We start from the raw sequence: 23,306 nt of genomic DNA, 5'->3' as shown, positions 1-23,306 counted from the left end.
CGGCCGGACAAGTCGATGACCACGCCGCTCCGCTGTCCGCGACGGCATGGGAATCCGGGCCACCCCTTTCAGGGCGATCATGCGGTGGAGCCGGTCCCGCCCTGGCTGAAGTACCAGAGCCAGATGATGCACAGGTTGCTGACCGCGATGCGGCTTTGTTCCCTGCCGGCGAGGTCGCCCTGACGCAGGCTGTCCAGCAGGGCGCGGCCCAGCGCGTCGAGGCCGCGGCTGTCGGAGCCGGTGGCGGCGAGCGAGATGTCGAGCAGGTACCGGTTGTAGGCGGAGCCCAGGCCCATGTTCGCGCCCCTACGGTAGATCCACTCGCAGGACTGGCGCAGAGGCGTACGGTGGGTTGGAGCCGAGGCGGTGACCTCCGTGAACACCGGTGTGCCTTTGATCTGCGAGGGGGCCGTCACCCCGTTCACCTGAAGCCAGGTGTGCCCGCCCGCCAGGACGAGTACCAGGGTGACGGCCAGCACGCCCGCGGCCCCGAGCGCGGTCGCGCCCGATCGGCGAGCCGGCCGGAAGTCCTGGACGTCGGTTGCCCCACCCGCCGGGGCCCGCACGGGTTTCCGCCGGGTGGTGCGTAGCAGCGCACCGATGCCCGAGCCCGCCAGCGTGCCCACCGTCCCCGCGGTCAGAGCCATCGCGCCGTGCAGAAGGGCCAGCGCGCCCAGGTAACCGGCGAGCGAGTTCGGTGTGCACAGCGGAGCCGATCGGCCACAGAGGATGATCGTCGCTCTGACCGTGAACACCAGGGGCAGGGTCATCCCGACCAGGTAGGAGGTCAGCAGACCGTACACCGGGCCGAGTCCTGATCGGTTGGAGCGGCTGACCACCAGCGCGGTCGCGAATCCGGCGACCAGTGCCGAGGTTCCCGTCGCGATCACGGCCGACCACCCCTCGGCATGCGCCTCGCCCGCGAACGCGGGGGCGAGCGGCAGTAGGAGGCGAGTGAGCCAGGCATTCAGTCCCTCTGGCAGGAGGAGAGCGCCACCTGTCGTCAGTATCACCACGCAGCCGACAGGGACCACTACCGCGCCACGCGGAACCACGGAAAGGGTGTGCTTCTCCAGGGGCCGGCGGAGCCGTGCGGAAAGTGGCAGCAACAACGCCAGGACGAGCGCCATCAGCGTGCTGAGGTCCGCCAGGCCGCTGACCGTCTGGTAGACCAGCTGAAGGAACGGCAGGCTGATCTCGGCGGGCAGGCCACCGGCCGCCGCGTACCAGTTCGCGAACAGCGTGCCGAACAGCAGGCCGCCCACCGGGACGGCTGCGGCCAGTGGTAGCCGGGGCCGTGCGGAGACGCCGAGCCAGGCGGTCGCGGTGACGGCGTTCCATCGGCAGAACGCGATACAGATCACCATCAGCAGGAGCGCCGCCACCACTCCCAGGCGGATGTCTCTGACCAGCAGTTGGGCGAGGTTGCCGTCGATGGTGAACAGCAGGCTCAGCAGCCCGATGTACAGCCCGGCCGCCAGAGCCATGCCCGAACCGATCCCGCCGGGCACCGGGAGTCCCGACTCCCGAGCTCGCAGGACGCCCCGCCAGAGGGAGGTTCCCGCCACCGCCGCGACCAGCGGCCCCTGGATCGTTCCAGCCAGCAGATACGCGTTGCGCCCCTCGTCACCGAGCAGATCCGTCGCGAAGACGGTCAGGTAGGGAAAGGTCAGCGCCGAGGTGACCCCGGTCAGAAACATGTCCAGGAGGTTGGGGCGCAGCAACCAGGCCGGATCGTCGACCACGCGTTTCCTGGACTGGACGGTGGGGTGCCACAGGAGCGTCCGTCGCCACGATCGGACCCACCGGGAATCCGCTCTCGCCAGGTCGACGGCATTGGGCGGGAAGGCGGGATCTTCGGCTGCCAGGTTGGCCTCGGCCGCTCGAACATCGGCATAGTGCTCGCGCACCCTGGCGACGGCGACCGTGGTCAGGAAGGCGATGGCCAGGGTCAGCAGCAGTGGGATCGCGCGTCCCGGTAGCTCACGGAGCGGCCCGGTCATGACGAACACCAACATCACGGTCACCGCGAGTGCGAACGTCCACCAACTGGCCAGGGTCAGGCCGGTTATGTTCAGGTCGCGGTTGCGGACATGGGCGAGCTCGTGGCGCATCACCGCGTTGAGTTCCGGCTCCGACTCCGGATACCTGCGGATGAGCCCGAAGCTGAGCCGTACCCGGCGCGAGCCGAACCGGCCGAAGGCGCGCCCGCTGTCCCCGTCGTCATGAGGGTTGACGAGTATCGTGACGCGGCCCTGGAGCCCGGCCTCGGCGATCAGCCGCTCGACCCTTGCCGAGGCTTCCGGATAGGCGGCGACGGGCAGTGGCAACAGGTGCTGCCTGCGGGAGGTGATCGCGGGCGCGGCATTGTGCAGCAGAACCACGACCAGTAGGAAGAGCGCGATGACCACCACGTCGAACAGCGCGTTCCAGAGATGAGCGTCCCTGTCACACGTCAGGTAGGTGGAGACCACCTGGGCGGCCCGGCCGGTCACGGCCTGCCGATCCGCCGCGACGGCGCACTCCAACTGCATCGGGCCTATTCGGCTGACGGGACTGGCGAGGTAGATGGCGGTTAACGCCGAAAGTCCGATCAGCAGGACGAAACGGGTGGTGGTAGCCGTGGGCAGCGTGAAAGGAGTCGCTGTCACTTCGGGTGTTTCCAGCCCTTGACGATGGTTTCGGCGAGTCGGACGGCATTCTCGGGGGTTACCCCATGTTCGGCCGCCGCCTGGATGGCCAGCTCGCGCAGGCGCTCCTCGTCGTCGGCGGCGGGAAGCTCGGTGTCCGTCCCTTCCTTGGCGAACCGGCCTTTCAGGGCCGACCATGCCGACTGCCCGGCCGCCTTGGTCAGGTCCTTGCCCACATCCGTGATCACGGCCATGGCCAGGGTGGTGAGAAACGGAACGGCGACCGACCATCCCGAGGCGTTGGGCTCGTTGGACGGTTTCCCCGCACGCCGGGCGGCCTTTGGATTGTCCAGGTACGCCTGGGACAGGAAATCAAAGTCCTTGAGCTCGCCGGGAGCGAGTTCGGCGACGACGTCACGGGCCAGCTCAACGACGGTCTGTGGCACGATGCCTCCACACTGAAAGTGATCTGGGCCCCGATGTCACGAATTCTAGCCAGCCATGGATCGTTTTTCAGGCGGCAATACATGCCACAAATGAATTGACGCTGAAATATCCTATTTTGGGATTCAATGCGCTTTATGTGTACTGATGGCGTTCCTGTCGTAGCGATGCTGGAACCGGCGGCCCGCCCTCGTCGTGGAGATCGAGTGCTCCCGAGGCTCGGCCAGGCCGCCCGATGGACTGGTGACAGCCTCCGGCCGGCCAGACATCTCGTGTCTCTTCCGCCGGTCCCGCGGATCAGGACACCCGGGACGGGCCGGCGGTCCAGGTGTCGCAGGCGGCGGGGGAGAGCGCGCGATAGCCGCGTTCGAACCAGCGGACCCGGTTGGCGCCGCTGCCGTGGGTGCGGCGCTCGCCCTCGTCACCGCTGGCGCGGAGCTTCTCGGACAGTGCCTTCCAGTCCTGATCGGTACGGGGCAGCGAGTCCCGTACGCTGCCCAGGAACACCCCCGACAGGCAGTCGGCCTGGAGTTCGTAGCGGCGGCCGAGTTCGGCCTGGCGGGTGTGGTCGGAGCGGACGCGCCTCTCGTAGTGGTCCCTGACGCCGGTGAGGCTCTGCAGGTGGTGGCCGTACTCGTGGGCCGCCACCTTGAAGGGGTACAGATCGGTGCGGTCCTCGATCCAGGAATCGGTGAGCGGGAACACCAGCGTGGCCCGTTTCGTGCAGTAGAAGGCGTCCGCGCCTTGGGGCCAGGGTATGCCGCAGACGCGCCGCGCGGGTTCGGGGTAGAGGCGGACCGTGGGCGCGCGGAACCGCAGCCCGGACCGAGCGAAATGGGCGGACCACGAGGTGTTCAGACACTTCATGACCGCGGTGAGGTACTCGCCCGGCTGTGGGATGCCTCTGTCGATGAGCGGCGGCTCCGGGCACGAGGTGGCCGCCAGCCTGCCGGACTTCAGCAACGAGGGCTTGGGCGCGGCGGCCTGCGCGACTCCGGCGGGCAGGACGGCAAGACACGCGGCGACCAGCGGGACCCAACGCCGGAGAGGTCGCCGGGAACCGGCGCGGAACGGGAGGAGGCGCATGACCGGACAGCTTAGAACTCCCGGTGCCTCTGCCACGCACCCGGCTCGCGCCGGCCCGGGTGGCGATCGGCGGATCAGCGTGTCGGGGCGCCGTCCCACCCTCGCGCCGCCGGGCCCGCGTCATCCGCGGCCTGGCGGGCGTTCCCCGGCGGCACGCCGAAGGTCCGTTTGAACGCCCGGCAGAACGCCGCCTCGGACTGGTAGCCGAAGCGGCGGGCGACCGCCGAGAGCGGCTCCGGTGTCCGTCGAAGGTGCATGCGGGCCAGCTGCATGCGCCAGTGGGTGAGATAGCGCATGGCGGATTCACCGACCAGGTCGGTGAAGCGCGCCGAGAAGGCCGAGCGGGACATGCCGACCTCCTGCGCGAGCGCGGCGACGCTCCACTGCCGTTCGGGCGCGCGGTGGATCAACGTGAGCGCCCGCCCCACCTGCTCGTCGCGCAGGGCGGCCAGCCAGCCCTGATTCGCCTCGGGCGCCGAGTCGAGCCAGGAACGGATCGCCTGGATGACGAGGATGTCGGCGAGCCGGGTGATGACGGTCTCGCCGCCTGGTCGCAGGGCGAGAGCCTCGCGGGAGATGAGCCGGAGCGTGCTGTTGAGCCAGTTGGCGGCGTCGTCGTCCCAGGCGTCGATGTGCAGCACCTCGGGAAGTTGCGCGACGAGACGCTGGGCCGCCACATGGTCGAAGCGCACGACACCGTAGGTGGCGTGCGTGAGGTCCCCGCCGCCACCGTGACGCATGATCTCGTAACACTCGCTGACCTGCTCGACCGGTATGTCGAAGAGCGGTTCGGTATCGGCGTCGGGACCGCTCCGCAACCGGTGCGGGGTGCCGTGCGGGATCAGGGTGAGACTGCCCTGCCGGAGCAGGAGCGGTCCGGCTCCGTCGATCTCCAGCAGGCAGCGGCCCGCGGTGACGACCAGCAACGTCATCGACCCGTCGAGCGCCGGTACGTCGACCCCCCACGGCGCGGTGAGTTCGGCACGGCAGTAGAGGGTGCCGGTCAGCCGGAGCAGGTGCAGGGTCTCGCCCAGCAGGTCGGCGGGCGCGGGGAACGGGCGAGGGGCACTCGGCATGGCCGTCATGGTGTCACCGCTCTCGGCCAACCGTCCACGAAGATAGACGAGCTGCAAAGAAAAGCGGACTTTTTTCCATTGTTAGTCCAGAGATGCCGCACAAGACTGGACTCATCGGCAACCAAAGGAGCATCAGGAGCATGCGGCGACCCCACACCCTCGTCATCGGCTCGACCGGCAAGACCGGCCGACGAATCGTGCAACGGCTCGCCGAGCGCGGCCACCCGGTCAGGGGCGGCTCGCGCCACCTCGACCCGCCCTTCGACTGGGAGCGGCCCGACACCTGGCCCCAGGCGCTGCGCGGCGCCGAATCCGTCTACGTCTCCTACTTCCCCGACCTCGCCGCGCCCGGCGCACCGGCCGCGATCGAGGAGCTGACCGCGTGCGCGGCCGACGCGGGCGCCCAGCGGCTGGTGCTGCTCTCCGGCAGGGGCGAGCCCAACGCGCAGCGCTGCGAGCGGATCGTCGGCGAGTCCGGCCTGAACCACACGCTCATCCGGACGAGCTGGTTCTCGCAGAACTTCAGTGAGGGCCACCTGCGGGATTCGGTGCTCGGCGGCGTGATCGCGCTGCCGGCCGGCGAGGTCGCGGAACCGTTCGTCGACGTCGACGACATCGCCGACGTCGCGGTCGCCGCCCTCACCGACGACCGCCACTCTGGACGGCTCTACGAGCTCACCGGGCCGCGCCTGCTGACCTTCCACGAGGCCGCGGCCGAGATCGCGAAGGCCGCGGACCGGCAGGTCGAGTACGTCGCCATCTCATCGGAGGTGTTTCACGCCACCCTGGAGCGGAGCGTCGGTCTCGGCTACGCCGACCTGCTCACGGACCTGTGCGAAGAGGTGTTCGACGGACGCAACGCCTCGACGGCCCACGGCGTGCGAGAGGCACTCGGCCGCGAGCCCCGCGACTTCGCCGACTTCTGCCGTACGGCCGCGGCTTCCGGGGCGTGGAGATGACGAGCCCGCCGTACCCGCCGGAGGGAGCGGTGAAGACGCGGAACGCGAGACCGGTGAGACTCATCCTGCTGGTGTCCGGTGTGGTGGCGGTCGGGATCGGCGCGGCGACGCTGTTCGCGCCCGCGGCCTTCCACGGCGCCAACGGCATCGAACTCGGGAGCGACGCCGGCCTGCTCAGCGAGACCCGGGCCGCGGGCGGCGCGCTGCTGGCGGCCGGTGCGCTGATCCTGCTCGGCGCGTTCGTCGCGCGGCTGGCCTTCACCGCCACGGTCGTCGGTGCCGCGACCTACCTCGCCTACGGCCTGTCCCGCCTGCTGAGCATCGCACTGGACGGGATACCGGCGAGCGGGCTGGTGCTCGCGGCCGCGCTGGAGCTGATCATCGGGCTGGCCTGCGCCTTCGCCCTGGTGCGGGATCGCCGCCAGGGCGGGCGAGAGACCCCGGCTTGAGCGGTCAGTGGCGGGACAGGGCGCGGGTGATGCCGGTGGCGATGGTGGTGACCAGCACCCAGCCCGCGATCACCAGCCCGTAGGCGACCCACTGGCCGCCGCCGGCGGGCTGGTACGCCTTCTCCTGCCCGAAGTCGATGATCGGAAGCAGCAGATCCAGCGCGTAGAACAGCGCGTTGAAAGCGGGACCCTTGCCGGGTTCGGCACGGGGCGGGTTGTGCACGGCGAACACGACGGCACCGGTGACGAGCAGGGCCAGAAACCACAGGGCGGCGCGGACGGGGCGGTAACCGTACCCGACCGTGACGTCCTGCAGCCACCCCCAGGCCCGCGCGTACAACGGGAGCGCGGCGCGCTGCCGCCGCTGCTTGACCAGCAGCACGGTACGGGCGTCGACGTCCTGCCCCAGCCGCCGGTAGGTGGCGGCGAGCTGCTCGTACGGCTGCGGCACGTACCCGTCGGGATCGTCCCGCAGCCAGGCCAGGCGCCGGGCGGCGGGCAGCCTCGGATCCAGGGCCTCGTAGCCGAGGCCGTCCTGGCGGCGCGGCGACCAGGTGGCGGGGTCGTCGCGGATGACCCCGATCTGGGCGTGCCGCAGGTCGACGACGCCCTCGGGCGCCAGCTTGGGGCGCAGGTACAGCTCGCGGGCCTGCAACTGCCAGGCGGCCAGGGCGCGGCCGCCCGGCGCGGACAGGGTCGCGTCGTTGAGATACAGGTGCCTGCCGACGTGGGTTCCGATCAGGGTGAGCTCGCCTTCGGCGACGAAGCCGCGCCCGCACTCCAGGCCGCCGCCGATGCTCGCCCCGGCGAGGTCGAGCGCCCGGCCACCCGGGTTGCTCAGCCGGGCGCCGCTGAAGTCGGCGGACGTCCCGACGCGCGCGTCGGCGAGACGGACCGCACCGTCGGCCCGGAACCCCTTGGTGCACGACAGCCCGCCGCCGACGTTCACCCCGTCGGCGTCGAGCACGACCTCGCCGGGCGCGGACAGGTTCGTGCCGGTCAGGTTCAGCGACCCCGAGATGCGCGCCTGGGAGAGATCCACCCGCCCCTCGGTGCTGAGCTCCTCCGCGTCGAAGCTCCCCTCGACCTGTAGCTCCGCGGCCTGGAGCGCGTCACCGCCGGGACGGATCAGGCGGGCGCCGCTCAGGTTGAGCTCCCGGTCGACCCGCGAGTTGGCCAGCCGTACGGTGCCCGTCGCGGTGAACTCGGCGCCCAGGTACAGGCCGCCTTCGGCGGTGACCCGGGAACCACGGAAGGCCATCTGACCGAGATGGTCGATCGTGGTTCCGGTGAAGCCGAACGGCCCGCTCACCCGGGCGTTGCGCAGGCTGACCATCCCGGTGACCGTCATCCACCGGCAGAGGACGTTTCCGTCGGCGATCAGTCCGTCCAGGTTCAGTGCGCTCCGGCCGGAGGCCGCCAGACGGGCATGATCCAGAATCACGGTGCCGCTCACCTTGACGTTGGAGAACCCGACCTGGTCCGTGGCGTCGAGCCCGATCGCGGCGATGCCCCGCCCTGCCTGGAGCCGGTCGCAGTCGATGGCCGTGCTCCGCGCGTGGCTCAGCATGAGGCTTCCGGCGAGCTGGGCTCCGCGCAGTTCCACCGGGCCGGTGAACACGCATCCCTCCAGCAGCAGATGCCCGTCGATCTGCGCGTTGGAACCGTACAGGCCCGGAAGGTGGGAGCCGTTGAAGCTCAGCTGCGGGCAGCGAGTCCAGTGCAGGCTGGGTTTCTCCACGAAGAAACAGGACAGGAACCGGGCGGAGTGGCGGAGGGTGGAGTAGGCCAGGTTCACCCACTCGGTGATCCGGGCCCCCTTGATCCGGAGCGCCGGGATCCGGTGCGACCGGGGCGGCTCCTCGCTCATCAGCAGAACGGCGATCACCCTGGCCCGGATCGTCCGCCCCTCGTCCCAGGCCGCCCCCGCCGCCGGGTCGTCCTCCTCCGGTCTCCCGGTACTGAAGTCGACCTCCTCCCCAAGCGGAAACGCCTCCCACACCCGGCGCTCAGCATCGGACAAGTCCTCGACCCGCACATCGCCCCCTTTACGCAAACACTGCCATCTTTTGATCGTTTGCGTCCAGAGAGTCGAGGCAGGACGCGCGCCGGCTCGTGCGGCCGGGAGAACATCGGCCAGTGGCCGGTGTTCATCTCGACCAGCCGCCAGTGCTCGCCGTTCAGCAGCCTGGCCACTCGGGCGGCCCACCTGGTAACGGGTGTTCGCGGTCACGTTGGACGCGGCAGGGGTGCCCGGGATGCCCGGCACGGTGGTGTCGGCGGAGGCGCCGACGGGCGGGGTCTGCTTGATATGAAATATCCAGATGGTGGCGGTTTTGCTGTCGGAGGAAACGGGGCCGCCCGAGGCGGGGGAGGCGGATGATCCTCTATCCAGGGCCTTCGCTCACGGGCAGTCGAACTCTTCGTTGGCCGTGAACCAGATCTTCTGGTTCTTCCCGTTCGGGAGCAGGCCACACGCCAGCCTCTGCTGCTGCGTGCCGTCCGACAGCGGTTCGAGAACGTAGATGGGCCTGTTCGGCGGGTACTTGTTGCCGCTGTCGAGGTTGAGGGTTCCGGTCGCGCCCAGATGTCCTTCGATGCCGGGGTCGTTGAGCCTGGCCTGCACCTCATGGGACTCGACCGTCTTCGGGCTCCCCAGATAAACCGCGTCGACGGCCTCGGACATGACGTTGAGCGCGTCATAACCACCGGCGGCATCACTGTCCGGGGTAATTTTCAACTTATTGAACACATCGCCGAAATTTTCTATGAATTTTTGGGAGGAGAAGGGCAGTGGTGTCGTTTCCAAGTCCAGGAAACCCGTGTAGAAAAGCCTGACGAAGGGGTAGTTCTTTTTCAGGATGTGAGGTTCCTCGATGAAGTCCTTCGGCATGGTCTCCGACAGAATGTTGAGCGGCGGGACGATTCCCCCGGTCTCGCACTCGCTGGACCTCTGCAGGGCGGCGAACAGATTCGGTATCAACGCGGACCGGCCCGTGTAGACGACCAGCCCCTGCGGCTTCTCCGCCGCCCGGCAGATTCTCGCGGCCACATCGCCCGGCTGCTGTTTGGGGTCGTTCTCGTCGTAGGCGACGTGTTCGACCGCGCCCGGACCGTACTGTTCCGTGAATTTCTCCATGAGGTCGACACTGAAGGATTCGTCCGCGGGGTCGTAGACGACAACGGCCTTCCGATAGCCGTCGGCGTTCTGCGAGGTGTGGGAGGGAACCCGGATCTGGTCGGAGTGCCGGGAGAACTCGACCATGATCTGCGCGATCCGGCTGTTCGGCGGAGAGACCTGAAAGTAGTTGCGTGACTTGTGGTCTTCGACCATGTTGCTTCCGGTGACGGAACTGGCTATCACCGGGATGTCCTCGGCGCCCAGTTCCCTGACCGCGGCGAGGGACTCCTCGCGGCTCTGAGTGATGCCGACGACGCCCACGATCCGGTCTTCGGCCGCACGACCGATGATCTTTGCGGCGACGTTCGGATCATCGGGACTGTCCGGTCTCAGTGCCCCGTACGCGAAACGTTCGCCGGGGTTGGCGATGAGCAACTTGAGTTGCATCCGGCTCTGCAGGCCCGCCTGCTTCTTCTGCGTGTTCAACCAGTTCTGTGCGGCGATCACCCCGCGCAGGGTCTGCAGGCCGTTGGGGGGAAGGTTGCCCGCTCTGGCGCTGAGCGGGGCGAAGAAGACCACGGAGCGGTAGGGGAGGTCGGGGTCCAGGCGCCTGTTCTGCTCATCGACGATCTTCTCCAGCGCGCGTAGTTCCTCATCCCGGCCCGGAGCGGCGAGACTGCACTCCTGGCCGTCGGTGACCCCCACGATCTCGCCGGTCTTCACCCGCTCGCACGAGTTCTGCTGCCAAGGCCGGAGGTAGTACAGGGTCGTTCCCGCGACGAGCACCAGCACCAGCGGCAGCAGGGCCGGACGTACGTAGTCCGCGAAGCTGTTCGGCCGCACCATGACCCGGGACGGAGGCGCCAGAGCGTTCGCGGCCGCACCGTCGTCGTCCTCCGGCGAGAGCGTCACCACGTAGACGCCCTCGGTCACCGGGCCCTGCGGCTCGGACCGGTAGAGATCGCCGACCAGGTCCGCGACGGCGGACGGGTGCTGCGGGTCGGAGCCGACCGGAACGGCGTAGGACGGCACCGGGCCGGTCAGGGCGCCCAGGATCATCAGGGGCGCGGAGTCCTGGGCCCTGACCACGTGGGCATAGGTGTCGAGGAATTGGCGGCCGGGGGTGCCCGGGGCGCCGACCTCGCGGAGCAGGACCACGAACGACCACTGCCGCCGCAGGCGATAGATCCACAGCCGCGAGGGCCGGGAGGCCCTCTCAAGATCACGGAGCAGGGCCATCACCAGGATCCGCTGGGTCAGCACCGGGTCCTGCCGGTACCGGCCCTCGGCGGAGAGATCCAGGGCCGCCGTCAGGAAGTCCCCGCCGGCGCCGGGTATCTGAGGCCCCACCCAGCGCAGGCCACGACTGCCCCGGAGCCAGAGGCCGTAGATCCACGCGGGTAAGCCGAACACGAAGAAGCTGAAGACGGTGCGGACCAGGCCGACCAGGCCCTCCTGGCCCAGGGTCCCGGCCAGTTGTGCCAGGGTCGCCAGCCATTTCCTCCGGCGGATGAGCTCCAGATAGAGGCCGTCGCGGAGCTGACCGCGCTTCGCGCCGATCGTGCCGTCCCCCGCCGACGTCCGCAGTACCGCCCGGCAGGTGTGGAACCGTGGCAGCTTGAGCTCACCGCCGTTTCCCCGGGGAAGATTGCGCGCCAACTGGTGGACGAGGTCGTCGAGTAGGTCGATATGCGGCTCGGCGTCCCGCAGGCGGGTGTCGTCGATGAGGGCGTACGGGACGAGGGCTCGCCTCGCGCCGTCGCGGGTCTCGCAGAGCCGCTCCTGGTAGTCGACGATCGCCCGCACGGCCGCGTCGTCCGCGGGGTCGGCCTCGATCTCACGTCTGAGCAGGATCACCGGCAGCCTCCGATTATCGGGCCGGTGGCCCGCGAAGGCGTCGAATTTGCCGATCAGGTAGTGGATCCCCAGCGGGAGCGCCACATCCGTCTCCTTTGATGAAACCTGTCCCTTGGGATATATCAATGGATCGAGTCAAACCGTACTTGAGTCCCCCGGGTAATGGTGTCAATTTTCAATTGAACTAACAACATGTAGTTTCTCCGCAGATTTACGGCTTCGTGTGATGCTAGTAGTTGGGGTATTTTTCCTAGAAAGTGGTATCTCATACCACGACGTCCTGTCGTACCGAATCCGAAGGCCCAACGTGACCCGTGATCACGCTTCTGGCCTGCGGCGACAGACGCCCCTGGGCAATGGAGAGCTGACAGGGGGCGGTCCCTTTCGCGGTCACTGCCGGGCCAGGGCGCGGGAGATGGCGATGGTGGCGAACAGCACCCAGCCCGCGATCAATCGCCGGACGAACCCCCGCCTGTCCTGCTGCGCTGGGGGGATCAGCTCGACGTGCGGCCGGTCTACCTCTCCACCGACCTGGACGGCGTGAGTGATCAGCGGGTGGCGTCGTACGTTGCCAAGTACGCGACCAAGAGGGCCGAATCCGCGGGAACGGTGGACCGTCGCATCCGTGACGCCGGAGAGGTCGCCCGGCTGGCCGTGACCGAACACGCCCGGCGCATGATCTTCACCTGCTTCGCCCTGAACCGCCTGCCTCAATACCGGCTGCTCCCGCTGCGGCAGTGGGCTCACATGCTGGGCTGCCCGTGGCCGCTTTTCCACGAAGTCGCGCTACTACTCCACGACTCTCGGCGACCGACGCCGGACCCGTGCCGACTACCGCGCCGCGCAAGCCCGGATGCTCCTCGGCCTGCCCGACCCCGTCGAAGGGAACACGCTCACCCTGTCGGAGTGGCGTTACGCCGGAAGCGGCCACCGGAACGGCGAACCCTTCTGGGCCGAACTGGCTCGGCAACGCATCGCCACTGCCTGCATGACCGCTCGTGAACGGGCGGAATCATCTGCTTCGACTTTCAACGTGATCCCGTCACGCGGAGGGCGGCGCTTCGGGAGAAAGCATGGATTGCAGGTGTTCGCGCGCCTGCCGTATCTCCGGGGTGGCGTTCCATTTGAGGGATGCTCGGAGTATTTCGTGGACCCGTTTGTTGACTCTGGCCGAAGCGATGAACGGGAGTGATCGAGCCAGCTCGTTCATTCGGTCGGCTGCGAAAGACGGGTCGGAGGCTCTTAGAGCCGTTTGGATCTGCCGTCCCAGATATTGAGCCCTAAAGAGCGGCGACCACTGCCCGATCGTGCTGGCCGCTTCGTTGAGCAGCGTTCCGGCTTCCTGGTATTCACGAAGGTGGCTCAGTCCTATACCGACATCGCCCGACAAGGCGGCTTCCCCGAAGGGGGAAAGCCCACCGACGTTGAGCGCGCGATTAAGCGCGTCTCGGGACGCTGCTCCCTGCTCGGGTATGAGCGCCAGAGAACGCCCAAGCCTCATGTTCAAGGAGGCTTGCTGACTGCTGGTGATGTCCGGGACCTGTAGTCCTCGCTGAGCGTAGGTGACTCCTCGGGCGTGATCGCCTCGGTAGAGACTGACCCGGCTCAGGCTGTCGTACGCGCGGGCCTGGCTCTTGAAGTCCTGGGCTCGCAGTGCGAGGTCAAGCGCGATTCCGCCGGTCCGGTCGGCTTGGGCCAGCTTCCCGGCGTCATACAGAACGAGGGTGACCTGGTACATAAGCTCGGAAACCGCTTTTTGCAGGGACCGCTCGTTGACGTTTTTCAATACCCGATCGACGTGCTGCATGTGGCTTGACGCACGCGACATAAGCGGAATTCCGCCAAGCTCATACCGGCTGCGAGCAAGTGACGTGGCCAACGCATTCACATAGTTGGCGTCCTGGTAGGAATTCGCGCCGGTAGAGGGAACGAAGATAACGGATGCGGCAGCTGCCAGAAATTCCCTGCGTTCCACAGACTCCTCCACTTTGGGTGATATGCGTATTTCCCGGCCTACGCGTGCCAGTAGGCTGACGGCCTTGGCCATGCCGGTGTCCTTCTGACCTCGGGACACCTCGGAGACCCATGCCTGGGAAACGCCCAGTTCACGGGCGAGATCGGTCTGGGTCCATCCTCTTTGCTCCATGATCGCTTTAAGGGCTTCTGGGAAATTCCGCACATCCACCGAATGAGCGTATCGTTGTGAGCGATCTTTCCCTAGTGCTCCTATCGCTGTAAGCGATGCCCCCGCTGGTGCTCTCAAAAACAGGTCTGAACCATGAGGCTCCCAAAGAGCGCACGCCTGTGAGAGGAAAGCCGGGTGTTATGAGAGTGACGAAAGCCGAAACAGAGGGGCAGAACGAAAACCAGCGTGGCGATGAGTACGGCGAGACGATCACCGACGCCACAGCGGAAAGCCAGGACGAGGCTTTGGCCGTCGTGCAACGGCTTCTCACCGAGCGGGGCATCCGTTCCCACCGCCACAACACGATCAGCCTCGGGCTCTACGGCAGCCACCTGGACCTCCCCACCTGGCCTAACCGGCCTGACTCCCGGACATGGATGAAGCGGCATCCGCCCGAACTGGCGGTGATCGGTCCTCAGGGCTGGCGCGATGCCACGGTGACCGTGGGCTCTCGCTCGGGCTGCTACCTGGTGTCCATCCGCAACGGTCCTGATCTTCAGGCTGTCGGGCAGGAACAGCCGGAAAAGGTGGTTGACCTGATCCTGGCCGCTCGTGGGACGTGATCGTGTACGGCTGGGTCATCCTGGGCGATGCGGCCACGAAGCGAGTCAACGGCCAAGAGGTCATCATCACTGCTGGGAAGTCGGGTGACCTCGGGGCGGCCATCAGGGCTTGGGAGGACGGCGAACGTCACCGGATGGTTTACGAACTGGGAAACCTCGGCCGCCTGGTCGATGATGCGATGACCCGCCTACAGCTCCGACAGTCACAAAAGCGCACAGTGAAAACCGCTGACGTCAACTCCTGCGAACCATGCGCGGGAGCGGAGACGGCCGGCGCCAATGCGAAGCACCCCAAAGGGGCCGCGTAGCGGTTGGGGCCGGTGGTCGCAGCGGGCGCAACTTCCAAGCTGACCTGGGATGAATCCTGATCAGCCTGGGCAGCTGCATATCCGGGACCGTTGAACGTGGGCGGCCGATGGGGTGAGGCAAGACGGGGAATTAGTAGTTGCTGTTCACGTCGCCATGGTCACCCGGTGGCAAGCCCCGACGAAGGAGGGGCGCGGCAGTCGATCGCCCCGACTCTCGTCGATGGGATCCGGAGTCGGCGATCGTCAGGGCTCAACCCATTCGATCGTCTTTGGATAGGAGCCGGACGAATGATCTTTTAGGCGTGTAAATCCTGCGATGCTACAAATTACACATGCATAGATCGCTGGCAGGCGTGGTGGTGCTCACAGGAATGTTGCTCGCCCTCGTAGGCGCAACCATGGCGGTGCTGTTTGGAGTCGGCGCGTCATCGAGGGTTGTGGATCCCCTGTCCTCGCCACCGACTTCGGTCGCGAATACGGGTGCGGTGACAGAGATCCTGGACGATAACGCGGATGAAGATGAGGAAGAACCTGAGAAGCGCCTGGCCGCCGGGAGGGCGTGGCCGCTCAAGATAAGCCAAGCCACCCGCGACAAGTTGGCCACCGCGAGCCGCACCGCCGCTGGCCCCTCCGCAAAGTCTGCCAGGGTGGCCACCGGGGGAGTTGTCTACTACGGCGTGGTCTACGGCGAAAGCGAGGAGACCGACACCTACTACGTGGTCGCGTCGCTGAGCGAACTGCACTTCTGGGCACGTGAGGGCCGCGGCGAGTGGCGCTTCCGAGGTGACTACAACGCGCGGGTCTGCGCGCCGCCCGTACCCACCTCGTTGTATGCCGCGTGGGGATTGAATTTTTCGACACGGGCCCCGGGTGAATATGAACTTTGCCGCGAATGATGCAGACAGCGCAAGCCCTGTCCTTCTAGCCGCTAGAGGCTGGTCAGAGCGCCCTGTGAGCTTTTAGGGCTAGCTATGTCGGTAAGTTCAAGCGCTGGATGTTCGTGATCGCCAGAGCTGGCGCAATGTGAAGCGTTCCGTGGGAGCCGCGTAGCGGTTGGTCCGGTCAGTCGCAGCTCGATCCGTGGGCGGCGGTGCGATCCCACTGCGGCGGTCGATGGTCGAGTGTGGCGACCCGGCGGTGCGGTGGGCGGCGGGGTCCGGCCGTTCGCGCCGGGCGGGCGCGGGACGGGACCGGCCCCCAGGCCGCATGCCCGGTCCCGATGTCCGCGCGGCGCGGGCGGGCGTGCCCCGCCGTGCGGCGGCGCGGAGCGCTGGCGCCTTGACCATGTAATGAAAATCCTCGCGGATAGACCTGCTGAATCGATCTTGATCATGCAAATCAGGGACCTGCATGGCCGGTTACCTGTAAGTCCTGGCAGCTCAGAGGATCGATCGCTCAACGAGCCGCTGCGCCGCCCGCTCCCTGGCGAATAGTTGCCTTTGCGAGTGAACTAGTGATAGCCGATGTCAAACCACTTGATCATCTCCAGTGCCGGGACGTCCTGGACGTCGTGGGCCATCGCGAAGTACCGGTCCAGGCCGGTCAGGTGCCGGTAACGGTCGGGCACCGCGTCGACCAGGACACCGGTGTCGAGCACCTGGTCGTACTCGCCGGGATCTGCCAGGGCTGGCCCACCCCCGCCGACCTGTCGGGCAACCCTGTTCACGGCGCCCTCAGCGGCCCCTGCCCTGCGTCCTCTACCCCCGGTTCCAGCTGTCGCTCTTCATCCTGACCACAGCCTCCCGGCGACCCACATCTCAAGATCCTGCGGCGGCGAGGGCCTTTTCGAAGGAGGTGTAGGCGTCCGGGGTGAACAGGACGAACCGCAGGTCGGTGACCTGAGCCGGAATGGTGCGTACGGTGCCGAGCGCGATGCGGGCGGCGTCGTCGATCGGCCAGCCGTAGACGCCGGTGGATATCGCGGGAAAGGCGACGCTGGTCGCGCCCAGCTCGTCGGCGACCCGGAGGGACTCGCGGTAGCAGGAGACCAGCAGGTGCGAGCGGTCCTCGGCGGCGGAGAAGACGGGGCCGACGGTGTGGATGACCCAGCGGGCCGGCAGGTCGCCCGCGACGGTGGCCACCGCCTGGCCGGTCGGCAGCCCCTTGCCGTAGTGCGAGGCCCGCAGGTCGCGGCAGGCGGCCAGGATCGCGGGACCACCGCGCCGGTGGATGGCCCCGTCGACTCCGCCGCCGCCCAGCAGCGAGGAGTTGGCGGCGTTGACGACGGCGTCGACATCCTGAGCGGTGATGTCCCCCCGGACCAGCGTGATCTCCATGAGGTCGAGTCTGCCGGAAGAACTCCGACCTCGGCCGAAACAACCGAACTCCTCGGTCGTTTCGGTACTGCTCGGCCTTCGTGATTCCAGGAGAGGTCAGGGGCGCGACGTTGCCGGGATGGCGGGCCTGTCCGGGGAGTCTGGCCAGGTGGGCGGCATTTATCCCGTTGAGTTCTCGGAGACGATCTGTAGGTTGTCAGCATGTCTTCGTCGCTTCGCCTGGAGAAGGTCACCGCGGACAATGTCGAGGCAGCGTGCCGGCTGAAGGTGCGCCCCGACCAGGAGGAGTTCGTGGACCCGGTCGCGTGGTCACTCGCCGAGGCGTACGCGCGACCTGAGGTCGCCTGGCCTCGACTGATCTTCGACGGTGAGCAGCTGGTGGGCTTCGTCATGGGCTTCTTCATGGTCCGTTTCAACCCGGACGACCCGGATGACACGCCCCGCTGCGGAATCTGGCGGCTGAACATCGCCGCCGACCAGCAGGGGCGGGGATATGGCCGCTTCGCGGTGGAGTCCGTGTGCGAGGAGGTCCGCGGACGTGGACAGAACCGCGTGACGGTGACCTGGGCTCCGGGAGAGCGCGGGCCCGAGCGCTTCTACCTCCGGCTCGGCTTTCGCCCGACCGGTGAGAAGAGCGGCGATCAGGTCGTCGGCGAGCTGGCCCTGACCGGGCGCCGAGATGGATTCCAGACGGGGCCGGCCGAGGTTCGTCGTCTGACGACCGAGGACTGGAGGACGTTCCGTGATGTCCGGCTCGCGGCACTGGCGGACGCACCGGAGGCCTTCTCCTCCTCGCTCGGGCGGGAACAGGCGTACGACGAGGCACGGTGGCGTGCCGGGATGCTGCCGGAGCGCGGGGTGAAGGCGGTCGCGGTCGTTGACGGCCGGGTGGCCGGGGTCGTCGGCGGCTGGGTGCCCGAAGGCCGGGGTGGGGCGGTCGAGGTGTACGGCATGTGGGTCGATCCGGCCGCGCGGGGCGCCGGGATCGGTGCCCTGCTCGTCGAGGAGGTCGTCGCGTGGGCCGCCGAGCACGGACATCGGAGGATCCAGCTGTGGGTGGTGGACGGCAACGACGGGGCTGACCGGCTGTACCGGCGCCTGGGTTTCGAGGCCACCGGCGAGTCCGAGCCGCACACCAACGACCCCGGCCTCCACGAACGGCTGATGGTCCGCATGCTCGCCGCCCGGCCTCAGGTCCATCACGGCACCTGAGGGGCGAGGGCGGAACAGACGCCGCCTAGTGCGGGACGTGCTGAGGGTCCTCCACATTGTCGAGTATGTGCTCCCGTCCCCATGCGCCGAGCGGCGCCAGCGCCCCGTTGAGCGAGACGCCAAGCGAGGTCAGCGAGTATTCGACGCGGGGCGGCACCTCGTCGTACACCTCGCGGTGCACGATGCCGTCCGCCTCCAACTCCCGCAGATGGGAGGCGAGCACCTTCTCGGTCACCCCCGGCACCAGCCTGCGCAGCTCACCGAAGCGGCAGGCCCGTTCGTCGAGCGCCCAGAGGATCAGCACCTTCCACTTGCCGCCGATCACGTCCATCGCCGCGTCGATCCCACACACGTACGCCCCCGGCCTCCGCGCGACCACCATGGTTCACCTCTCCCGCCTGCTCACTCACCCCAGAGTAACCACGCACCTCAAAGTGCGTACTTGATCGATTCGGCGCGTGCGGCAAGTCTGACCTGCATGAACGACAACACCTCTGAGAAGTCCCGGCTCACTCTCCTCGGGCTCGGCGCCATGGGCACCGCGCTCGCCCGTGCCTGGCTCGCCGCCGGGCATCCGCTGACCGTCTGGAACCGTACCTCCAGCCGGGCCGAGCCGCTCGCCGCCGAGGGCGCGACGGTCGCCGTAACGGTCGCCGAGGCGGTGACCGCGAGCGATCTCGTGGTCATCTGCCTGCTCGACGACGCCTCGGTCGGCGAGGCCCTGGCCGACGCCGATCTGACGGGCAAGGACCTGGTCAACCTCACCACCGGCACCCCCGCCCAGGCCCGCGCTCGCGCCGAGTGGGCCGAGAGGCGTGGCGCCCGCTTCCTGGACGGTGGGATCATGGCGGTCCCGCCGATGATCGGCGCGCCGGAATCCGGCGGCTATGTCTTCTACAGCGGATCCCGTGCCCTCTTCGATGCCCGCCACAGCGCACTGGCCATCCCGGCCGGCACCGTGTACGTCGGTGAGGATCCCGGCTTCGCCGCCCTCCACGACGTGGCGTTGCTGAGCGCGATGACCGGGATGTTCGCCGGCATCTCGCACGCCTTCGCACTGATCCGCAAGGAGGACATCGCACCGAAGGACTTCGCCCCTTTGCTGGTCGATTGGCTCACCGCCATGGCCCCCTCCGCGTACGAGATCGCCGGCCACCTGGAGAGCGGCGACTACACCAGAGGCGTGGTCTCCAACCTCGCGATGATGGTCGAGGGCAACTCGACGCTGCTGCGCACGGCCGAGGAGCAGGGGGTCAGCGCCGAGCTACTGACCCCGTTCACGGCCTTGATGGAACGCCGCCTCGCCGGCGGCCACGGTGATGAGGGCACCACAGGCGTGATCGACCTGCTCACTCGCTGAGGTGCTTCGCCTCCCCGCGACGGGGAGACGACCTCCACGGGGCCGGGCGTGTCCGGCGAAGCACGGGGCGGACCAGCTGGAACACCCGCTCGGCCACGGAGCAGGCGGCGCCGGCGACTCCGGAGATCACGGGGGCGGTGCCAGCAGTTCGACCGTGCCGCGCTCGCCGTCGACCCGGATCCGGTCGCCGTCGCGCAGGCGCATGGTCGCGTTGCCGGTGCCGACCACGGCCGGGATGCCGAGCTCGCGGGCGACGATCGAGGCGTGCGACAGGGGCGCGCCCATGTCGGTCACGACCGCGGCGGCACGGGGGAACATCGGTGTCCAGCCGATGTTGGTCAGCGTCGTCACGAGGATCTCGCCCGGGGCGAGCCGGTCACCGTCCTCGGGACCGGAGATGACGCGGACGACCCCCTCGACGATGCCGGGCGCACCGGGGAAGCCGGTCACCGTCTCGCTCACCGGGGCGCCGTCCCCTCGGGCGTCGAAGATGTCGCCGCGCCGACCGGGGTCGGCGGCCCAGCGCTCCGGATCGAAGCGGCCGACGATCAGCGTGGGGTAGGCGGGCAGCGCGGCGTACCGCTGGTACGTCGCCCGCCGGACCGCCACCTTCTCCAGGGGGGACGCGTCGCGGCGCAGCACGGCGAGGATCTCCTCGATCCGCAGGAAGAACAGGTCGTCACCGTGGCCGGTGAGCTCCCCGGCCCGCAGGACGAAGGCGCGCAGCGCCCAGAAGGCGCGCACCACCTCCGAGCGGGCCGTCTCCCGGTCGCGGACGATCGCGTTCCACCGTGCCACCCGCTCTCGCGTCCTCGCCACCTTGTCGGGGTGGCGCTCTCCGAAGCGCTTCCAGGCCGCCTCGCGCGCCTCCCGCTGCCGGTCGAGCAGCGTGCCGGCGTGTCCCCGCGTTTCCGGCATGGCCGCGAGCTGCGCGTCGATCCACCCCGGGTCCTCGCCGGGACGGGCGGTCGAGACCTCGAACTCGTGCGCGCCCCGGTGCCCGTAGACCTCGGCGAACGTCTCCCGGTCGATCTCTTCGGCGGCGAGCCTCTCCAGGCCGACGATCGTGCCGAGACTGGCCAGTTCCCCGTCGACGTTGGCGCCGGTGAGCATGGCCTCGGCGTCCCGCTCGCCCACCAGTTCGCGCAGCCTGTCGCGGGTCATCACCAGGGCGTTGCCACCCTGGCGCCCGGCGGCCTCCAGGACCTGGCAGGACTCCACGAAGTACGGCAGCAGCTCGGCCTCCCAGAGCCGGGCCAGCTCGTCGGTGGTCGCGGCGGCGGCGACCCGCCCGCGCAGCGCCGTGCAGCGCTCCCGCGCCGTGGCCAGGAAGGGGCGCATCCTCTCGGTGTTGACCGCCACCCGCCTGCGCAGGGTGAAGGCGAGCGGCAGCACGCCCTTGACGATCCGCCAGCGTGAGGCCGGCAGCAGCGGCACGTCCAGGCCGGGCGGCAGCTTGCCGAAGACCTGCTCGATCGCGCCGAGCCTGCTCCGCATGCCCAGGGCCCGCGCCACCGAGAACGCGATGCTCAGGTTCATGTAGAAGCGGCCGCCGATGTTGCCGACCACGTTGAAACCGGGCATCTTCGAGGCCGACATCGCCTCGCCGATGAAGATCTGCACCAGCGACCAGGTACACGGCGTCATCACGTCGGGGATGGCCTCGCCGAGGTTGGCGCCGGTCCACAGGTAGTCACCGGCCAGGCTGTCGTTCCACTCCTCGACCGGCTGCCTGAGCCGGGTGATCGGGCGGGCCTGCAGGACGAGGAACACCCCGTCGCGCCTGGCCCACTCCACGTCCATGGCCGTCCCGTACAGCTCCTCGATCTCCGTCGCGAGCCGGGCGAGCCGCAGGACCTGCTCGCGGTCGAGCACGCGGCGGCGGCGCAGCTCCTCGGGCACGGGTTCCTCACGCGTGCCGCCGGGCGTGCGGACCGTCATGACGGTCTTGTCGCCGACGTGCTCCTCGACGATCTCCCCGCCGTCCCCGGCCGCCCTGCGGACGACGACGGTGTCGGGCGTCACCTGCCCGCCCACGACGGCCTCGCCCAGCCCCCAGGAGGCGTTGATCACAACCTGGTCGCGTGCGCCGGTGACCGGGTTCGCGGTGAACAGGACGCCCGCCGCGTCGGCCTCCACCAGCTCCTGCACCACCACGGCCAGCGCCACACCGTCGTGCGGTACGCCGTTCGCCGTCCGGTAGGCGATGGCGCGCGCGGTCCACAGCGAGGCCCAGCAGCGACGGACCGCGTCCAGCAGGGCGTCGGCGCGGACGTTGAGGTAGGTGTCCTGCTGACCGGCGAACGACATGTCGGGAAGATCTTCGGCGGTGGCCGACGAGCGCACGGCGACCGGCACGTTCGCGCCGAGTCTCGCGTGGGCCGCGCGGATCTCGGCGGCGGTCTCCGCGGGCATCTCCCGGGCGGCGAACAGCGCCGCGATGTGCCGGGACGCCTCCTCGGGGGGCGTGCCCGAGACGGCCGCCATGATCTGGTCGTTCAGGCCGTCGCGTGAGACGAAGTCGAGGTAGGCGTCGGTGGTGACGTGGAAGCCTCCGGGAACCGGCAGGCCCGCGCGGGCCAGCCGGGCCAGCGAGGCCCCCTTGCCGCCCGCCAGGGCGAGGCGGGCCGCTTCGTCGTCAAGGGGGAGGGTCTTCAAGGCGTACTCTCCTCAGAGCCAAGGGAGACGCGCAGTTTCCGCTGCGCGGCCTCCACGGCGGCGTCGACGTACTCCAGGGTGGCCCGCGCCACCGCGCGGGCGTCGGCGGGCGGGATCGGGCCGCCGGGCTCCAGCGCTCTGCCGCCGGCGTCGGCGATCAGCTCCGCCAGGCGCTCGTCGGCCGGCCGGTACCCGGCCGGCATCATCGACGGGACGCTCAGGAACCCGTACAGGATGGAGACGAGCGTGGTCACCTGCTCGGCGGGCGTCAGGTCGCTGCGCAGGGCGCCGTGTTCGAGCAGCGTGCCGAAGTAGCCCTGGAAGCCGGCGTCCAGTTCGGCGCCCGCCGTACGGTCCCGCTTCTGGCGGGTGAGCCTGCCCAGCACCTCCGAGTCGCCCAGGACACTCGCCCGGATCAGGGGCCTGCCCAGGATCCCGGAGGCGAGCAGCCTGAGCAGCTCTCGGAGGGTGGCGGGGCCTTCGCCGATCCGCCTGCGCACCTCGGTGATCATCTCGACCCGCTCACGGCGCAGCAGCGCGGCGAACAGCTCCTCGCGGGTCTTCCAGTGCAGGTAGATCGTGCCCTTGGCGACCCCGGCCCGCCGGGCGATGTCCTCGACGGTGGTCTTGTCGTATCCCCAGCGCAGGACGAGGTCACCGGCGATGTCCAGGATGTGGTGCGCCCGCGCGAGCCGCTGCGAGGCGTCCTGCGGCGGCCGCCCCACTCTTCTGGTCCGTGACTCCACGACCCCTACCATTTCCCAAAAACTTGACCCTATGGGCTTATCTGGTCATTTAATTGATAGCACATCGTCGGGGTGGCGGGCGAGCACGCCCGCCACCCCGAACCGACGCCCCCGCTGCCGAGCCCCTGACCGGCTCGAACGCGAGATGACCTTTTGCTCGGGCGGGAACCGGAGTGTGACGAGGTGCGGTGGCGTCAGTTCGAGGGGACGGAGCCCTTCCTTCTCCGGGGCCCGGCTGAGGCCGGGGTCGGACCAGGAATACGCGCAGTGCGGCGACCCTTCGCCGGTCAGGTGAACCTGAGTGTGATGGCGTCGCTGTGTCCGGACCAGTTCACCGTCAGACGCCGGTATCTGCCCTGATGGGCGTGGGGGCGGG

The 23,306-nt window shown here is 68.6% G+C and carries 19 protein-coding genes and 2 pseudogenes; 9 read left to right on the top strand and 12 right to left on the bottom strand.

Going from position 1 to position 23,306, the window contains the following annotated elements:
• Positions 1–77: 77 nt before the first annotated feature.
• The 4 genes from ACFQVD_RS19255 to ACFQVD_RS19240 all read right to left on the bottom strand — a co-directional run bounded on the left by ACFQVD_RS19255 (position 78) and on the right by ACFQVD_RS19240 (position 5,236).
• The gene (locus ACFQVD_RS19255; protein WP_343964397.1) at positions 78–2,651 is read right to left on the bottom strand and encodes a M48 family metallopeptidase; all 2,574 of its coding nucleotides are present in this window, start codon (positions 2,649–2,651) and stop codon (positions 78–80) included.
• Positions 2,648–3,076 carry a hypothetical protein gene (locus ACFQVD_RS19250; RefSeq protein WP_343964399.1) on the bottom strand — a complete coding sequence of 143 codons (429 nt, stop codon included), beginning with the start codon at positions 3,074–3,076 and terminating at the stop codon, positions 2,648–2,650. Before ACFQVD_RS19250 ends, ACFQVD_RS19255 begins: the two co-directional genes overlap by 4 nt.
• 295 nt (positions 3,077–3,371) lie before the next feature.
• Positions 3,372–4,160 (bottom strand): neutral zinc metallopeptidase, encoded by a 789-nt coding sequence (locus tag ACFQVD_RS19245; RefSeq protein ID WP_343964401.1) that lies wholly within the window; start codon positions 4,158–4,160, stop codon positions 3,372–3,374.
• Positions 4,161–4,234: 74 nt separating this feature from the next.
• Positions 4,235–5,236 carry an AraC family transcriptional regulator gene (locus ACFQVD_RS19240; RefSeq protein WP_343964403.1) on the bottom strand — a complete coding sequence of 334 codons (1,002 nt, stop codon included), beginning with the start codon at positions 5,234–5,236 and terminating at the stop codon, positions 4,235–4,237.
• A gap of 140 nt (positions 5,237–5,376) precedes the next feature.
• Between ACFQVD_RS19240 and ACFQVD_RS19235 the strand changes: the two genes are divergently transcribed.
• Together ACFQVD_RS19235 and ACFQVD_RS19230 are read left to right on the top strand one after the other, a co-directional pair.
• Positions 5,377–6,195 carry an NmrA family NAD(P)-binding protein gene (locus ACFQVD_RS19235; RefSeq protein WP_343964405.1) on the top strand — a complete coding sequence of 273 codons (819 nt, stop codon included), beginning with the start codon at positions 5,377–5,379 and terminating at the stop codon, positions 6,193–6,195.
• A gap of 53 nt (positions 6,196–6,248) precedes the next feature.
• Entirely contained in the window at positions 6,249–6,644 is a 396-nt protein-coding gene (locus ACFQVD_RS19230) for a DUF4345 domain-containing protein (protein WP_343964407.1), read from the top strand.
• Positions 6,645–6,648: 4 nt separating this feature from the next.
• On the opposite strand, the gene ACFQVD_RS19225 is transcribed toward ACFQVD_RS19230, so the two are convergent.
• Together ACFQVD_RS19225 and ACFQVD_RS19220 are read right to left on the bottom strand one after the other, a co-directional pair.
• Positions 6,649–8,682, bottom strand: a complete 2,034-nt coding sequence (locus ACFQVD_RS19225; RefSeq protein ID WP_343964409.1) for a hypothetical protein — start codon at positions 8,680–8,682, stop codon at positions 6,649–6,651.
• A gap of 366 nt (positions 8,683–9,048) precedes the next feature.
• Positions 9,049–11,706, bottom strand: a complete 2,658-nt coding sequence (locus tag ACFQVD_RS19220; RefSeq protein ID WP_343964411.1) for an ABC transporter substrate-binding protein — start codon at positions 11,704–11,706, stop codon at positions 9,049–9,051.
• Positions 11,707–12,126: 420 nt separating this feature from the next.
• On the opposite strand from ACFQVD_RS19220, the pseudogene ACFQVD_RS19215 reads away from it, so the two are divergent.
• Together ACFQVD_RS19215 and ACFQVD_RS19210 are read left to right on the top strand one after the other, a co-directional pair.
• Positions 12,127–12,321 (top strand): annotated as a pseudogene (locus ACFQVD_RS19215) (replication initiator); the annotation flags it as partial.
• A gap of 73 nt (positions 12,322–12,394) precedes the next feature.
• A pseudogene (locus ACFQVD_RS19210) lies at positions 12,395–12,571 on the top strand (replication initiator); the annotation flags it as partial.
• 93 nt (positions 12,572–12,664) lie between these two features.
• Here ACFQVD_RS19210 and ACFQVD_RS19205 read toward each other — a convergent pair.
• Entirely contained in the window at positions 12,665–13,807 is a 1,143-nt protein-coding gene (locus tag ACFQVD_RS19205) for a helix-turn-helix transcriptional regulator (protein ID WP_343964415.1), read from the bottom strand.
• Between the two features lie 146 nt (positions 13,808–13,953).
• On the opposite strand from ACFQVD_RS19205, the gene ACFQVD_RS19200 reads away from it, so the two are divergent.
• The 3 genes from ACFQVD_RS19200 to ACFQVD_RS19190 all read left to right on the top strand — a co-directional run bounded on the left by ACFQVD_RS19200 (position 13,954) and on the right by ACFQVD_RS19190 (position 15,574).
• Complete coding sequence (locus ACFQVD_RS19200) at positions 13,954–14,370, top strand: hypothetical protein (protein WP_343964417.1); 417 nt, start codon at positions 13,954–13,956, stop codon at positions 14,368–14,370.
• Between the two features lie 2 nt (positions 14,371–14,372).
• Complete coding sequence (locus ACFQVD_RS19195) at positions 14,373–14,678, top strand: hypothetical protein (protein ID WP_343964419.1); 306 nt, start codon at positions 14,373–14,375, stop codon at positions 14,676–14,678.
• A gap of 332 nt (positions 14,679–15,010) precedes the next feature.
• Positions 15,011–15,574: a hypothetical protein gene (locus ACFQVD_RS19190; protein ID WP_343964421.1), complete on the top strand. Its 564-nt coding sequence runs from the start codon at positions 15,011–15,013 to the stop codon at positions 15,572–15,574.
• 554 nt (positions 15,575–16,128) lie between these two features.
• On the opposite strand, the gene ACFQVD_RS19185 is transcribed toward ACFQVD_RS19190, so the two are convergent.
• Together ACFQVD_RS19185 and ACFQVD_RS19180 are read right to left on the bottom strand one after the other, a co-directional pair.
• A complete protein-coding gene (locus tag ACFQVD_RS19185; protein WP_343964423.1) occupies positions 16,129–16,344 on the bottom strand; it encodes a hypothetical protein in 216 nt (71 codons plus the stop codon).
• A gap of 91 nt (positions 16,345–16,435) precedes the next feature.
• The gene (locus tag ACFQVD_RS19180; protein WP_343964425.1) at positions 16,436–16,954 is read right to left on the bottom strand and encodes an O-acetyl-ADP-ribose deacetylase; all 519 of its coding nucleotides are present in this window, start codon (positions 16,952–16,954) and stop codon (positions 16,436–16,438) included.
• 201 nt (positions 16,955–17,155) lie between these two features.
• On the opposite strand from ACFQVD_RS19180, the gene ACFQVD_RS19175 reads away from it, so the two are divergent.
• Entirely contained in the window at positions 17,156–18,166 is a 1,011-nt protein-coding gene (locus ACFQVD_RS19175; protein WP_343964427.1) for a GNAT family N-acetyltransferase, read from the top strand.
• A 25-nt stretch (positions 18,167–18,191) separates the two neighbouring features.
• Here ACFQVD_RS19175 and ACFQVD_RS19170 read toward each other — a convergent pair whose 3' ends face one another.
• Positions 18,192–18,548, bottom strand: coding sequence for a winged helix-turn-helix transcriptional regulator (locus ACFQVD_RS19170; protein WP_343964429.1), 357 nt, complete (start codon positions 18,546–18,548; stop codon positions 18,192–18,194).
• A 96-nt stretch (positions 18,549–18,644) separates the two neighbouring features.
• Here ACFQVD_RS19170 and ACFQVD_RS19165 point away from each other — a divergent pair, with 96 nt between their 5' ends.
• Positions 18,645–19,526, top strand: a complete 882-nt coding sequence (locus ACFQVD_RS19165) for an NAD(P)-dependent oxidoreductase (RefSeq protein ID WP_343964431.1) — start codon at positions 18,645–18,647, stop codon at positions 19,524–19,526.
• Between the two features lie 126 nt (positions 19,527–19,652).
• Here ACFQVD_RS19165 and ACFQVD_RS19160 read toward each other — a convergent pair whose 3' ends face one another.
• Positions 19,653–22,184 (bottom strand): PEP/pyruvate-binding domain-containing protein, encoded by a 2,532-nt coding sequence (locus tag ACFQVD_RS19160; RefSeq protein WP_343964433.1) that lies wholly within the window; start codon positions 22,182–22,184, stop codon positions 19,653–19,655.
• Complete coding sequence (locus ACFQVD_RS19155) at positions 22,181–22,930, bottom strand: TetR/AcrR family transcriptional regulator (protein WP_343964435.1); 750 nt, start codon at positions 22,928–22,930, stop codon at positions 22,181–22,183. Before ACFQVD_RS19155 ends, ACFQVD_RS19160 begins: the two co-directional genes overlap by 4 nt.
• Positions 22,931–23,306 lie beyond the last annotated feature (376 nt).

It is taken from the genome of Streptosporangium amethystogenes subsp. fukuiense, from assembly GCF_042665875.1.
GTDB classification, from domain to species: domain Bacteria; phylum Actinomycetota; class Actinomycetes; order Streptosporangiales; family Streptosporangiaceae; genus Streptosporangium; species Streptosporangium fukuiense.
The sequence above is the reverse complement of the archived record's forward strand: the minus strand, read 5'-3'. Positions and strand labels throughout refer to the sequence as shown.